The following is a 14,176-nucleotide window of genomic DNA, read 5'->3' as shown; positions in this document are numbered from 1 at the left end:
GCGAGAAAACTAGCGCTCTTCAGGCAAAATCAGTGCCGGTGCGATAGAGGGCGGCCAGAACCGCGTTGCCACAAAATAGACCACCCCGGTTGCCAGCAGGCCAACAATCCAGGAGATATCAGTCCCGCCCAGGCTTTCAACGAGTGAGCCGGTATAAAAGCTGGTCGCGATAAACGGTAACTGGACGACAATACCGAACAGATAAGTGAGGATGCCGGTCATGTTCCAGCGACCATAGCGCCCGTTAGGATCAGAGAGTGCGGGCAAGTCATAGCGCCCTTTGGTGACGAGGTAGTAATCCACCAGGTTAATCGCACTCCACGGGGTGAAGAAGGCCAATAAAAACAATAAGAATGCGGTAAACAACTTCAGAAATTCATGCTGTCCTAACAAACCGATCAGCGTAGAGAACCCCACCATGAGAATGATGAAAAACAGACGCATACCGGGTGATACGCTATGTTTTCCACGGAAGCCGCTGACAATAGTGGCGAGTGACATAAAACTGCCATAGGCATTCAGTGCAGTAATGGTGACCTTACCAAAGAAGATGCCGAGGAATAACAGACCGGCAATAACCCCTGTACTGCCCAGGCCGACGATGTAGGCAACTTCATGACCCGCAAACTGTTTCCCTGCGATTGCGGCAGCAAAAACCCCCAGCACCATGGATGCCTGAGTCCCCACGACGCTACCCAGTCCGACAGCGAAAAATGCTTTTGCGGTAGACGTGTTGCTCGGTAAATAGCGCGAATAGTCGGCAACATAGGGACCAAACGCTATCTGCCATGATGCTGAAAGGGACATAGCCAGCAAGAAATTGGTCAGTGTAAAGTGGCGATTTTCCAGCAACGTCTGAACATCATAGCCATAGAGAATTTTAAAAAAGAGGTAAAAGAAGATGACGATACCCACCACACTCGCCAGTTTACCCAGCCCGTGGATCACGCGGTAACCGCAAACCGTAATGGTGATAATCACGACACCAAATATCAGAATACCAAACCAGTCACTCACGTTGACGAGCTGCGCGATGGCCTGGCCAGCGAGTACCGTCCCCCCCGCGGAAAAACCCACGTACATCATGCAGACCAGGATTATCGGCAACACTGCACCGTATACGCCAAACTGTACCCGGCTCGATATCATCTGTGGAAGACCCAGTTTAGGTCCCTGCGCAGCATGGAGCGCCATCACTGCGCCACCGAGTACCTGTCCGACGAATAATCCAATCAGCGACCAGAACACATCACCGCCCAACACCACGGCCAATGCGCCGGTAACAATTGCTGTAATTTGCAGGTTGGCGCCAAACCACAGCGTAAACTGACTGAACAAACTGCCGTGTCGTTCAGCCTCAGGAATGTAGTCAATAGAGCGTGACTCAATTAACGGAGCCACGGCTGCAGGCTTTACATGTTGTTGTGTACTGTCGTCAATGTTCATGATGCATGCTTCCTCACGTTATAGAACGAACCTGGAAATGGTGCTTTTACCCATCGAATTTCCAGGCCGGGAACAGCCTGGAGCATGCAATCCCGCACGCACTTTGCTCTACCGTTTGGTCATGCCTAACGGTTGTTCAGCAAGCTTCTTGAGATAATGATTTTTTGTATTTCCGACGTGCCTTCGAAGATGCGCAGGATGCGGGCATCCCGGACATAACGTTCCAGGGGAAGATCGCGGATGTAGCCATAGCCACCGTGTAACTGCAGTGCGGCATCCGTGACAAAACCGGCACATTCTGCGGCAAACAATTTGGCGGTCGCTGAATCAAGGCTAAAACGTTGCCCGCTATCGCGCTTTTCCGCCGCTTGCCAGGTCAGCATCCGTGCGGCCTGTAACTGGGTATGCATATCCGCCAGTCGCCATTGCGTTCCCTGATAGGCCATCAATGGTTTCGGACCAATCTGTCGGTCATGCACCCACTGCAAACAACTCTCCATTGCCGCGCTGGCAATACCCAGTGACATTGCAGCAACTTCAACACGCCCACGATCAAGCACTTCCATCGCCGTTGCGAATCCCTGGCCTTCTTTACCCAGCAGCGCGGACTGAGGAAGCCAGCAATCTAAGGACAGTTCATAAATAGTGCTGCCACGTAGCCCCATGGTTTTTTCCGGGCTGGAGAACACGACGCCGCCGGTGTCTTTAGGGATAATGAACGCGCTGATACCGTTATGCCCCTCTGCCGGAGCCGTTTTCGCATACAGCACAATGAAGTCTGCTTCCCGGGCATTCGTGATGTAGTGTTTATTGCCCTGGATTCGCCATCCATCAGCCTCACGCTTTGCAACCGTTCGCATATCGGCGGGGTTTGAGCCAGCGGCAGGTTCCGTTAGCGCAAACGCCCCCAACAATTCCCCACTGGCTGCCCGTGGGAGCCAGTGCAGCTTTTGTTCTTCGGTTCCGCCAATCAGAATAGAGTCGGTGGCCAGGAAATGGGCGGTCAGCGCAGAAGCGGTGGAGGCACAGGCGCCAGCAATCGCTTCTACCGCCTGGCTCATGGCGACGCTACCCACCCCGAAGCCGCCATAAGCTTCGGGTAAGTTAATGCCCATGCAGCCGAGTTCGCCCAGCGCAGTAAGACTCTCCTGGCAGAAAGCCTCCGTTTCATCATAGTGCTGGGCGCGTGGTTGCAGGACATCCCGGGCGACGCTTGTCACCGCGTCGACAATCGCGCGCTCAGTTTCATTAATTTCAAAGCTCATGCACTGCTCCTGTTGGTAATGAGTGGGTATCTACGCCATAGAGCGCGTTGGCTTCTCCTAATGCAGGAGCCCTATCGATCGCATGGGGTTTATGGCCATTGAAGAACACCGGCTGCACAACTAAAGGGTTGCTCTCATCAGATGGCTGTATCAGTAACTGGCGAGCCTGTGCATGTTCGCTTTGTGTCACCTGCTCCAGGTTATGAATCGGCGAAGCCGGAACACCGGCCTCCAGCAGGAGATCGCAAAGTTCGTCTACGCTAAACGTCATGCTCCAGCGCTCAATGGCTGCTTTTAATTGCTGCTCATTTCGCGTACGGCTCATGTCATCAATGAAGCGGCTATCCGTTGCCAACGCGGGTTGCCCCATGCATTCGCACAACCGCGCATAAAGACGCTGACTGGCTACCGCGATCACCACCAGCCCATCTGCGGCTCGATAGGTATCAAACGGCGTGGAAACAGGATGGCGATTGCCAATCAATCCCGGCGCTTTCCCGTGGGCAAACAAATTCGATAGCCCTGTTACCTGCATGCTGACCAACACGTCCAGCATGGCAACATCGATGTATTGCGCCTCGGGATGATGCCGCTCGCGGGCAAATAACGCGCTGCTGACGGCCCAGGCGGCGTAGATCCCGGCACAGACATCACCGAGAGATTCACCACTGCGTGTGGGGCCGCTTTGCGCAAATCCCGTCACGCTCATCAAGCCGGACATCGCCTGGGCGACAATGTCGTAAGCAGGATGTTTGGCCAACGGGCTGTGCTGGCCAAAACCTGAAATACTGGCGTAGATCAGCCGGTCGTTATACTTTTTGAGCGTGTCAAAATCGATCCCAAGGCGCTGTGTTACGCTTGGACGAAAGTTCTCCACCACCACGTCCGCTTCTTCGACCAGTTGATAGAAATGCTGCCGGTGCTCCGGACATTTAAAATCCAGCTCAATACTGCGCTTGCCGCGGTTAATCAGGCCGTAATAGACGCTTTCACCCTTCACAAAGGGGCCAAGGTGGCGGCTATCGTCACCGTGTCCAGGTGCTTCAATTTTAATCACCTCAGCGCCGAGATCGGCCAGCATCGCCGTACAATAAGGGCCAGCCAGTACCCGACTCAGGTCGAGAACACGAACACCGCATAACGGCTGATAATGTGTTTGTTTGCTCATATCACTGTGCATCCTATGGGTTAGAGGCTTCCAACGGACGTTTTATACTTCCGCCCAGACCGGGAAATACGTCACTATTTTTCCATTGGCAGGTTCAGCCCCTGCTCACGGGCGCAGCGTTGCGCTATTTCGTAGCCGGCATCAGCATGGCGCATCACGCCCGTAGCCGGATCGTTGTGCAGAACCCGCGCAATACGCTCAGCCGCTTCGTCTGTGCCGTCACACACAATCACCATGCCTGAATGTTGCGAGAAGCCCATGCCGACGCCGCCGCCATGATGCAAAGAAACCCAGGTCGCGCCACTGGCTGTATTCAACAGCGCGTTGAGTAGCGGCCAGTCGGATACCGCATCAGAACCATCCTTCATGGCTTCCGTTTCACGGTTTGGGCTGGCAACGGAACCTGAGTCCAGGTGATCGCGGCCGATGACGATAGGCGCAGAAAGCGCACCACTGCGCACCATTTCATTGAATGCCAGACCTAATTTGGCGCGCTGTCCGAGGCCAACCCAGCAGATACGTGACGGTAAGCCCTGGAAGCTGATACGTTCGCGAGCCATATCCAGCCACCGGTGCAGATGCTCGTCATCCGGGATGAGTTCTTTGACCATGGCGTCGGTTTTGTAAATGTCTTCCGGGTCGCCAGAGAGCGCCACCCAGCGGAAGGGACCAATTCCGCGGCAGAACAGCGGACGAATATAGGCAGGGACAAATCCAGGGAAATCAAACGCGTTATTCACCCCCATCTCCAGCGCCATCTGGCGGATGTTGTTGCCATAGTCAAAAACAGGAATCCCTTGTTGCTGGAACGCCAGCATCGCATTGACATGTTCAGCCATTGAGCGTTTGGCTGCCTGAACAACAACGGAAGGTTCAGTTTTCGCACGTGCGACATAATCGGACCACTGCCACCCCTGTGGTAAATAGCCATTCAATGGGTCATGTGCGCTGGTCTGGTCGGTGACTAAATCCGGACGCACGTTACGACGAACCAGTTCAGGAAGAATGTCGGCGGCGTTAGCACACAGCGCGATAGAAATTGCTTTGCCCTGTTCGGTGTAACGTTTGATGCGTGCCAACGCATCGTCAAGCGAGGTCGCCTGTTCATCGACATAGCGCGTCTTAAGGCGGAAATCGATGCGGCTTTGCTGGCACTCAATGTTCAGAGAACAAGCACCCGCAAGCGTTGCCGCCAGCGGTTGCGCTCCTCCCATCCCCCCCAGGCCCGCGGTGAGGACCCAGCGCCCCTTAAGGCTACCGTTGTAATGCTGGCGAGCGGCTTCAACGAAGGTTTCATAGGTGCCCTGAACGATGCCCTGACTACCGATGTAGATCCAACTACCCGCAGTCATCTGGCCGTACATCGCCAGGCCCTTCGCATCAAGTTCGTTAAAGTATTCCCAGTTCGCCCAATGCGGAACAATGTTGGAGTTGGCGATCAGGACCCGTGGCGCATGGCTGTGGGTTTTAAACACACCCACAGGCTTGCCGGACTGGATCAGCAGCGTCTCATCATCGTTTAGCTGAGTCAGGGTTTCTACGATTTTGTCATAGCACGCCCAGTTACGTGCCGCACGCCCAATTCCGCCATAAACCACGAGTTCATGAGGATTTTCAGCCACCTCCGGGTCGAGGTTATTCATCAGCATCCGTAGCGGAGCCTCGGTTAGCCAGCTCTTTGCCGTGAGTTTAGTCCCCCGGGAGGCGCGTACATCAACATGACGAATACGATTTTCAGCGGTCATAGCGATATCCTTGAGTGTTCGGATGAATAAGGTCATCAACATCTGGTTGGCCCAACCCATATCGCTCAACATTTACGCAACATGAGTAACATGTGATCAATATATACTTGTATATACATGTACACTCAATAAAATATTTATTCACAAAAACAAGATGGATTTGCAAAACAGAAAAAAACAAAAATGCGATTTAAATCAACAAATACAATACGTTAAGTTAAAGTAAAAAAGAATGGGGAGATGAATGGCGTTGATCTTGTTCACAAAATAGCCACAAACTACTGATTAAATTTGCGGCATCAGTCACAAACAAAAAACACAATTAATTAACATTTTCAGGGGGGGGGGTGAAGCAGGATGAGGATCACTCTTCGATACTGCGCAACTCGATGAATGCCCAGTAACCGGAACCATGAATGCCAAGGTCCAGAACGTCAGAGTGTTGAGGTTGAGGTGGAAGCACTGCGCAATCATAACAATGCAGTTGTAATGGCTGCATTGCGCTTGAAGAGAGGATCAAATTCGACGCGGCACAGAAAATGAGTGTCGTAACGCCGGGACGGAGCCGGTATTGCGCTTGCGTGTCGACCGTCTGCCAACTTAGCGTTGCATCAAAACGTTCTGGCTGATAAATAAGATTAAAATCCAGAATCGGCCCATCCACCAGTTCGCTGTCCACGCGGCTATTACCGGAGAATGCCCCGGTGTCGAAAGCATAAAGCGTCACGCCGAAAGCCGCATCAATGTGCAATGTCATCCCACGGCCACGCAGTACCGACAGCAGCCGCTGGTATCCCTGATAGCGTGAAAACTCACCGGCCTGTGCCACCTCCGCCATTGAAAGTCGCCACTGAAAATTGTCATCTTCTGGCGGAAAACGCTGAATTTCCCGGGTCATTCCGGCCCCGTTTTTCCACGGCATCAGCCTGTAATCGTCGTAACGCAGCACGTGCCATCCATTCATGACGTGAAATGTCCTTTTAAACGATGGCGAGTTCCCGGATACAGCAGTCGGGCATAGCTGACATTAACCTGTTGTGACCAGGTCCGGCGGCAAATAAGCAGGCAAGGCTCATGAGGCGCCAGCTGAAGCCACTTGCTTTGCAGCGCAGTGGCCGACACAGCTTCAACAACATGCTCCCCTTCAGTAAGCGGTGCCAGCCTGTTCAGGTAAATATTCGGTGTTAACTGCGTGAAATCCTGCTGAAGGTACTCCGGCGCTACGTCGGGATTAACAAAACGATCTTCAATCTGAATAGGGACATCATTTTCATAGTGAATGATCGAAGAGTGAAAGATTTCACTTCCCGGCTGCATATTTAGTGCCATCGCCTGCTCTCTCGTGGCACTCACTGTCTGCAACAGCATCACAGAGCTACGATGCTGATGATTTCTCGCCTGTATCTCATCGGCAATATTCTGGATCTCGAACAGCGCTGACTGCCTTTTCGGTTCAGCCACAAATGTTCCGACCCCCTGCAATCTGACCAATAACCCTTCTGCTGTCAGTTCCCGCAGGGCGCGATTAATCGTCATTCGACTAAAGCCGAGCAATTGAACCAGTTCAGATTCCGAAGGAACACGATCGTTGGGCCGCCACTCACCGCTGTTGATTCTATCCGCGACCATCGCCTTGACTTTGGCATACAGTGGGAGCGGAACGGAGTGCTCAACTGCAAGTTTATGCGACATCAACGTCATTACCTGAATTTCCTTTATCTGGCAAAAAGAGAGCGACTTACCCTCAATCTTAGAGAGAGTTATGCACACTGTATAGCCCACGTCGTTTTTAATTCCGTCCTGAAGCCCCTGGGCATACTTTTGGGTAGCACAAAAAAGAAACGACATACTCACCCGTTGGTATTATTTTTTTGTCGACGGCATCACCTTTTCTCTAAGTAAAATTCATGAGATCAACTGGCGTACGTCTAATACTTATTCTAGGGTTAAATCATGTCTTCTTGTGTCACATTATTGTTTTTTTAAAGCAAAAAATGTGGTTATTTGAAAAAGGTGAAGGATATGGCTCTAGTCTTCGACAAACGCTTAATTCTTTTTTGCTACGCCTTTTCCATAATTCCGGCGGCAAATGCAGCGTCCACCAGCGGGACATTTCAGGTACTAATGACGATACAAAAAGCGTGTACCGTCACTGCGGGGTCGGCTTCAAATATTACTCTCGGTCCCGTGAATACCACTGCGACAAATACCAGCGCAAGCAACACAATTTCAATTAATTGCTCAAAAACCACCCCCTACTTTATTGGCCTGGCACCCTCAGCGGCCAACGGCGGGACACCCACGGGGTCCGGCGCCATGTCCTCTGTCGCAAATGCAGCAAACAATACCGATAAAGTGCCTTACCAGCTGAACCAAACATCAGCAACAGGACCGGTCTGGGGGAATACGGCCACCGCCACCACGGTAGGAAATGGCGTTGCATCTCAGGGAACTGGGCTTCTACAGAGTTTTACCGTTTATGCCACCGCGCCAAGCGCGAACTTCACACCTGACGACTATGCCGACACCGTAACGGTAAACGTTAACTACTAAATTCAGGAACACAGATGACAGTAAAACTGCCTGTACCGCAGTATGCCTGCGCATGCCTGTTAGGCGCGGCTGTGAGCGTAAATCCGGCGACAGCCAGCGGATTGCAGGTTGCCCCAGTCACATTAACGCTGCAAGCGTCGCAAAATGCCGATGGGATCTGGCTAAGCAATGCCGGAGAAAACGTGCTGAATGCCCAGGTTCGGGTCTTTCGCTGGAGCCAAAGCGCTTACGGCGACAAGCTGTCTCCCTCTCAGGGACTGGTTATCAGCCCGCCGATGCTGGCGCTAGCCCCTGGTGAACGCCAGCTGATTCGTGTTATTCGCACCGGCCCGCCCTCGACACATACCGAAGATGCATATCGGTTATCAATTGACGAATTACCGCCAGCAAAGTTACAAAAAAATAAACTTCAGTTTGTGCTGCATTATTCCGTACCTGTGTTTATTCAACCCACGGCGCAGGTTGAAACTCAGGCCAAATTGCAATGGAAATTACAGCAACTTGACGGCAAAAAATTTCTTGAAGTCAGTAATCAGGGAAATGGTCATGCGCAATTATCAGCGGCAACCTTTATAAACCATAATGGCGCGAAAAAGGTCATTACGCCGGGACTATTAGGCTACGTTCTTCCGGGCTCAACAATGCGGTGGATATTATCCCCGTCCGCCAGCGATACCCATTATGGCGGTAAAGTTGAAGTAACAATTAATGGCCAAAAAACAGTACAAGATCTCTAAGAGATCCTGGCTTCTGGTGAAATGTTGCTTACTCAATGGAGCATTATTATCTGGAATGGTTTCAGCTCACGAGAACAATAATAACCCGACAAACAGTGGAATTATTGATGACGCAACACCTCTTGCGGGTATCGATTTATATCTCGACGTGACCCTGAATGGAAACCCTGTCGGATTGGTTCATTTTGGCTATCAGAATGAAAAACTCTATGCTGGCGCAAATACCCTACGCCAGTTGGGCTTTCGCTTACCGCAAAATACGGCTGCCACCGTCAGCCTGAACGATATTGCCCAACTGAGCCTTGACTACAACGTCGAACAACAAACCCTGGCGCTTACTGTGCCGCTCAGTTCCCTTGATCTTGTCACCACGCAGGTGAACCCGACCGGCGAAGCGACGCCAATAGCATCAAACTCACGTGGGGCGCTACTCAATTACGATGTCTATGCTCAGCAGGGAGATGAAACCAGCGCCAACACATTTAGCGAGTTGCGCATGTTTAATAGCCTGGGGGTATTAAGCACAACCCAACTGACGCAATATTCCACCGCGCCCAACGCAGATAATGCCTTCTACCGCATGGACACCCGTTGGCGCACGTCATTTCCGGATAATATGGTGGCGATAAACGTTGGCGATACCCTGACAAGCTCGCTCACCTGGTCCCGACCGACCCGCATTGGCGGCATCCAGATAGGAACCGATTTTGGTTTACAGCCGTATATGCCAACCACCCCGCTGCCCTCCTATCTTGGTTCTGCCACGCTTCCTTCAAACGTTGAGTTGTACGTCAATGGGGTTAAGTACTACAACGGGGAGGTTCCGGCCGGGAGTTTTCAAATCAACACCATGCCGAATATCAGTGGCGCAGGGACTGGTCAGGTGATGATGACCGACGCGCTGGGCAGAACGACAGTACAAAATTTCGCGTTCTACAACGATCAGCAACTGCTGCGCGAAGGGCTAACAGCCTGGTCAGCGGAATTAGGCGCAGTAAGAGAGAATTACGGTTACGCCTCATTTGATTATGCCAGCGCCCCTGTGTTTAGCGGGACCTGGCGTCGGGGATTCAGTAATACCTTTACTGCAGGTACGCACGCGGAAACCAGCGATGGGCTGATCAACGCAGGTTTCAGCAATGACTGGGTTCCCGGCCCACGCAGCGGCACAGTATCCACCGCATTGGCAGCCAGTACGGACGCAGGGAAAAGCGGATTTTTGTACAGTGTGGGTTATCGTTGGTCAGGTGAACAGTTTAATTTCAGCACCAGCACAACGGCGACGTCGGGTGACTACCGGGATGTCGCGACCCATTATGGTGAGCCGCCGCCCTCGCTGAGCAGCAATACGGTGATAGGTTATGCAATGCCGTCTGCCGGCAATGTCAGCCTGAGCTACCTGCAGTTTCGCTATCCGCACGATAGCGCGGTGCGCTACGCCAACGCCAGTTGGTTCAAATCCGTCACCGATAACGTTTCACTCAATGCCGGCTTTAACCAGAATATTGACGACACCCGCGATCGCAGCGTTTACCTGATGGTGACGGTCACCACCAGCGGTAATCTGAGCGCCAGCAGCACCGTGCAACGTACCAATAATGAAACCGGCTACCAGATCAATGCCAGCCAAACGCCACCCGGTGACGGCGGCTGGGGATGGAACGTCGCTGCCAGCCAACAAGCCTCCCGGCAAAGCGGCCAGGGGGAAGTCGGGTATTTGGGCCGTTTCGGAAAAGCCTACACCGGATTTAGCCGCCTGCCCGACAACCACTACGGTTATGCGGGCGCGACCGGCTCCCTGGTTGCGATGGGGGGAGGTTTGTTCGCGGCTCGGGAGATCAACAATGGTTTTGCCGTCGTATCTACAGACGGCATTCCGGACGTACCCGTCAAGCTGCAAAATAACCTTGTCGGTCGCAGCGACGATCAGGGTCTGCTGCTGGTCACGTCACTCAACAGCTATCAAAACAATCAAATCAGTATTGACCCCATGGATCTCCCCGCCAATATGCGGATCGCCCGCGTTGAAGCCAATGCGACACCGGCGGATCGCTCCGGAACCCTGGTCAGTTTTGGTATCACTCCCGTACGCGCCGCGCAGGTTACTCTCGTTAATGAACAGGGTAAGGCCATTTCCGAGGGCAGCATGGCATCTATCACTAACGGCACGGGCCAGTCATCCGTGGTCGGATTCGATGGTATGGCCTGGTTCGACACCCTGGAACAGCACAACAGATTACGCGTTGACACAGATACCGGTAGCTGTAACGCACAATTCGATTATCCCGCCAATGCAAAGGGGATCGTACAAATAGGCCCGCTGGAATGTCGGTCACAATAGCAGGAGTTCATTCATGAGATTAAGACAGTTGCTGTTTATCGCTGCACTCCTCGCCTGTCCAGGGATAAGCCATGCGGTAACCTGCTCCGTAAGTAACGTCCAACCCATCAGTTTTGGTACAGTGGACCCGTTGTCATCATCAGGCGCAACGACCTCAATGACCTTTACCTGGACCTGTGCAAAAGAAGTGACCGACGTACTGGCGGGGATTAACCTCTGTTTTAATATTGGCGCATCAGCCGTCAGCGGTCAGGTGGCAACACGGAATATGTCGTTAAGCGGAACACCTGCCAGAACGTTGAGCTACCAGCTATATCAGGACGCCGGGCACAGTAAAATCTGGGGGAGTCAGTATCAGAGCGGAACCTCGGTTCCCATGGTACAACTTAACTTGCTCAATTTGCTCCCGGTGACCGGTTCACTGACCGTATCCGCTCAGCTCGTCACTCCGCAAACCTCTGCAGTCCCTGGAAGCTATCAGGACAGCTATACGGCAGCCACGGCGCTTATCACCCTCAACCCTGGATTAGTTATTCCGCCCACCACGTGTGGTGATACCGTTGCCGCCAGACTCCCCTTCACCGTATCAGCCACTGTCAGCAAACAGTGCAATATCACCTCGGCCACTAACATTAGTTTCACCCCGGTGAAGGCAACTCAGCGCAATGCGACAGCATCAAATACCATCGGGGTGGCATGCACCAATAACACCCCTTATACCCTTGGACTACAACCCTCCAACGGCAATACGGCAGGCAGCGGTGTGATGAGCGGAACGGGGGCAAACAGCGATAAAGTCCCTTATCAGCTCAGCTCAACGCCAGGGCCTTCCGGTACCGTGTGGGGCAACACCCCGCTCAATACCGTTACAGGCACTGGCACCGGCTCAGCTACGCCATATTCGGTGTATGCCACCGTTCCCAGCGCGAACTACACGCCCGACAACTATGCAGACACCGTCACTATCTCAGTAACCTACTGACGCGCCGCTAAAATGCAATCAAGAAAACACAAATAATTATCATATTGTTTACTTTTAGAGGTGCATCATAAATCTGACAAATAGTCATTCTCATGCACCATGCATATTAAATGCCTGAATCGCGACTTGATTGCAAATATTCGCAAAATCAATAGATAATTATTCACTTACCGCTTAATTCACACGTTTTTACTATGGCTATTGAGGGGCTGGAGGGCAGGCCGTTTCTTGAAAAAAATGTTAAATTTAAGTTTATATGGTGAGATACACTGTATACCACGGCCAAATTAAGAACATATTACTTTTATAACTAAGGTTTATCATGGATAAGTTATCTTACGCTTCAGATAGCAGCACATCTGCCTGGAATACCTACCTGCAACAAATCGAGCGTGTGGCCCCTTACCTGGGCGAACTTTCCCATTGGGTGGATACCCTGCGCCACCCGAAACGCGCCCTAATTGTCGATATTCCGGTGCAGATGGATGACGGCACTATTCGCCATTTCGAAGGATATCGTGTACAGCACAACCTCTCCCGCGGCCCGGGAAAAGGCGGTGTGCGTTATCATCCTGATGTTGATCTTAATGAAGTGATGGCCCTTTCCGCCTGGATGACCATCAAATGTGCCGCACTGAACCTGCCGTACGGCGGTGCCAAAGGTGGCGTTCGCGTCGACCCATTCTCGCTGTCTGAAGGTGAACTGGAGCGTTTGACCCGCCGCTATACCAGCGAAATCGGCATTATCATTGGGCCGCAAAAAGATATTCCTGCGCCGGATGTCGGCACCAACGGCAAAGTGATGGCATGGATGATGGATACCTACTCCATGAACCACGGCACCACCGTAACCAGCGTGGTCACCGGTAAACCTATCCACCTTGGCGGTTCGTTGGGTCGTGATAAAGCAACGGGTCGTGGCGTGTTCGTCAGCGGTCTGGAAGTGGCTCGTCGTGCCAACATCGACGTTGAAGGCGCGCGCGTTGCGGTACAAGGTTTTGGTAATGTCGGCAGTGAAGCTGCTCGCCTGTTCGCCAGTGCGGGCGCACGCGTCGTTGCCATTCAGGATCATACTGCCACCCTGTTTAACACCACCGGGATCGACATGACCGCGTTGACCGCCTGGCAGTTGGAGCACAAACAGATTGCCGGTTTCCCGGGGGCGGAAACGATCGCCAGCGAAGCCTTCTGGAGCGTGGAGATGGATATCCTGATCCCTGCCGCGCTGGAAGGACAGATTACCCGTCAACGCGCAGAAATACTGACCTGCAAACTGGTGCTTGAGGGCGCTAATGGCCCAACTTACCCGGATGCCGATGATATGCTGGCAAGCCGCGGTATCATCGTGGTTCCTGACGTCGTATGTAACGCAGGCGGCGTCACCGTCAGCTACTTCGAATGGGTTCAGGACATGGCCAGCTTCTTCTGGAGCGAAGAAGAGATCAACAATCGCATGGATAAAATCATGACCGATGCGATGGTTCATGTGTGGGAGAAAGCGGCGGAGAAATCCTGCTCATTGCGCACTGCCGCCTATATTGTGGCCTGCGAGCGTATCCTGCTGGCACGTAAAGACCGTGGTATTTATCCGGGATAATACGAAGGCCGATACGCCAACGTTTTTGACCGACGATAAACGCCAGTCGTGAGTTACGCCAATAATGCGGCATTATTTGTGGCATTATTGGCGCATAGTCGCCTGATTCATCCGCCCCGCTTTCTGCGTTTTACTTACCCAATATCTGCGCATTTTGTTAGCCAATAAACATTAAATCCCAGAGCAGCAACCATAATTTGCGTTAAGAACGCGTGACAACGCATTATTGATTGCAATGTCTACTACCAATATTACGCCCCGCATATATATTGACGAACTGATTAAAAATCCCGAATAATTGTCGAATTATGGCATTCTGGCTGCAGGGAAAGTTGCCTGACA

At 52.4% G+C, this 14,176-nt stretch carries 11 protein-coding genes; 5 read left to right on the top strand and 6 right to left on the bottom strand.

Annotated features, from left to right (window positions below; translation table 11 throughout):
- Window positions 1-9: 9 nt before the first annotated feature.
- The 6 genes from HV261_RS13190 to hutC form a co-directional block, all read right to left on the bottom strand.
- The gene (locus tag HV261_RS13190; protein WP_137381671.1) at window positions 10-1,446 is read right to left on the bottom strand and encodes a purine-cytosine permease family protein; all 1,437 of its coding nucleotides are present in this window, start codon (window positions 1,444-1,446) and stop codon (window positions 10-12) included.
- A gap of 125 nt (window positions 1,447-1,571) precedes the next feature.
- Window positions 1,572-2,711 (bottom strand): acyl-CoA dehydrogenase family protein, encoded by a 1,140-nt coding sequence (locus HV261_RS13185; protein ID WP_202038473.1) that lies wholly within the window; start codon window positions 2,709-2,711, stop codon window positions 1,572-1,574.
- Window positions 2,701-3,879 carry a CaiB/BaiF CoA transferase family protein gene (locus HV261_RS13180; protein WP_326929146.1) on the bottom strand — a complete coding sequence of 393 codons (1,179 nt, stop codon included), beginning with the start codon at window positions 3,877-3,879 and terminating at the stop codon, window positions 2,701-2,703. Before HV261_RS13180 ends, HV261_RS13185 begins: the two co-directional genes overlap by 11 nt.
- A 74-nt stretch (window positions 3,880-3,953) precedes the next feature.
- Window positions 3,954-5,624, bottom strand: coding sequence for a urocanate hydratase (gene hutU, locus HV261_RS13175; RefSeq protein ID WP_202038471.1), 1,671 nt, complete (start codon window positions 5,622-5,624; stop codon window positions 3,954-3,956).
- 364 nt (window positions 5,625-5,988) lie between these two features.
- Window positions 5,989-6,588 (bottom strand): HutD/Ves family protein, encoded by a 600-nt coding sequence (locus HV261_RS13170; protein ID WP_202038470.1) that lies wholly within the window; start codon window positions 6,586-6,588, stop codon window positions 5,989-5,991.
- Window positions 6,585-7,316: a histidine utilization transcriptional repressor HutC gene (gene hutC, locus HV261_RS13165; RefSeq protein ID WP_413594841.1), complete on the bottom strand. Its 732-nt coding sequence runs from the start codon at window positions 7,314-7,316 to the stop codon at window positions 6,585-6,587. The genes HV261_RS13170 and hutC overlap by 4 nt, the downstream gene beginning before the upstream one ends.
- A 330-nt stretch (window positions 7,317-7,646) precedes the next feature.
- On the opposite strand from hutC, the gene HV261_RS13160 reads away from it, so the two are divergent.
- From HV261_RS13160 to HV261_RS13140, 5 genes are all read left to right on the top strand, one after another.
- Window positions 7,647-8,177: a Csu type fimbrial protein gene (locus HV261_RS13160; protein ID WP_137381665.1), complete on the top strand. Its 531-nt coding sequence runs from the start codon at window positions 7,647-7,649 to the stop codon at window positions 8,175-8,177.
- Window positions 8,178-8,191: 14 nt separating this feature from the next.
- On the top strand, window positions 8,192-8,914 hold the full coding sequence (locus tag HV261_RS13155) for a fimbrial biogenesis chaperone (RefSeq protein ID WP_202038469.1): 723 nt from the start codon (window positions 8,192-8,194) through the stop codon (window positions 8,912-8,914).
- A gap of 55 nt (window positions 8,915-8,969) precedes the next feature.
- A complete protein-coding gene (locus tag HV261_RS13150) occupies window positions 8,970-11,255 on the top strand; it encodes a fimbria/pilus outer membrane usher protein (protein WP_326929145.1) in 2,286 nt (761 codons plus the stop codon).
- A gap of 13 nt (window positions 11,256-11,268) precedes the next feature.
- Entirely contained in the window at window positions 11,269-12,237 is a 969-nt protein-coding gene (locus tag HV261_RS13145) for a Csu type fimbrial protein (protein ID WP_202038467.1), read from the top strand.
- A gap of 322 nt (window positions 12,238-12,559) precedes the next feature.
- Window positions 12,560-13,834, top strand: a complete 1,275-nt coding sequence (locus HV261_RS13140; protein WP_005122303.1) for a Glu/Leu/Phe/Val family dehydrogenase — start codon at window positions 12,560-12,562, stop codon at window positions 13,832-13,834.
- The last annotated feature ends 342 nt before the right edge of the window (window positions 13,835-14,176 follow it).

Origin of the sequence: Citrobacter sp. RHBSTW-00671, from assembly GCF_014103415.1 — a bacterium.
Lineage (GTDB): Bacteria > Pseudomonadota > Gammaproteobacteria > Enterobacterales > Enterobacteriaceae > Citrobacter.
Note: the sequence above shows the minus strand (reverse complement) of the source record. Positions and strands in the feature narration are given on the sequence as shown.

Coding starts and splice junctions, on each gene's coding strand:
- HV261_RS13155 (WP_202038469.1), top strand. CDS start 8,192: ATGACAGTAAAACTGCCTGTACCGCAGTATGCCTGCGCATGCCTGTTA.
- HV261_RS13150 (WP_326929145.1), top strand. CDS start 8,970: ATGGTTTCAGCTCACGAGAACAATAATAACCCGACAAACAGTGGAATT.
- hutU (WP_202038471.1), bottom strand. CDS start 5,624: ATGACCGCTGAAAATCGTATTCGTCATGTTGATGTACGCGCCTCCCGG.
- HV261_RS13180 (WP_326929146.1), bottom strand. CDS start 3,879: ATGAGCAAACAAACACATTATCAGCCGTTATGCGGTGTTCGTGTTCTC.
- HV261_RS13160 (WP_137381665.1), top strand. CDS start 7,647: ATGGCTCTAGTCTTCGACAAACGCTTAATTCTTTTTTGCTACGCCTTT.
- HV261_RS13140 (WP_005122303.1), top strand. CDS start 12,560: ATGGATAAGTTATCTTACGCTTCAGATAGCAGCACATCTGCCTGGAAT.
- HV261_RS13190 (WP_137381671.1), bottom strand. CDS start 1,446: ATGAACATTGACGACAGTACACAACAACATGTAAAGCCTGCAGCCGTG.
- HV261_RS13170 (WP_202038470.1), bottom strand. CDS start 6,588: ATGAATGGATGGCACGTGCTGCGTTACGACGATTACAGGCTGATGCCG.
- HV261_RS13185 (WP_202038473.1), bottom strand. CDS start 2,711: ATGAGCTTTGAAATTAATGAAACTGAGCGCGCGATTGTCGACGCGGTG.
- hutC (WP_413594841.1), bottom strand. CDS start 7,316: ATGTCGCATAAACTTGCAGTTGAGCACTCCGTTCCGCTCCCACTGTAT.
- HV261_RS13145 (WP_202038467.1), top strand. CDS start 11,269: ATGAGATTAAGACAGTTGCTGTTTATCGCTGCACTCCTCGCCTGTCCA.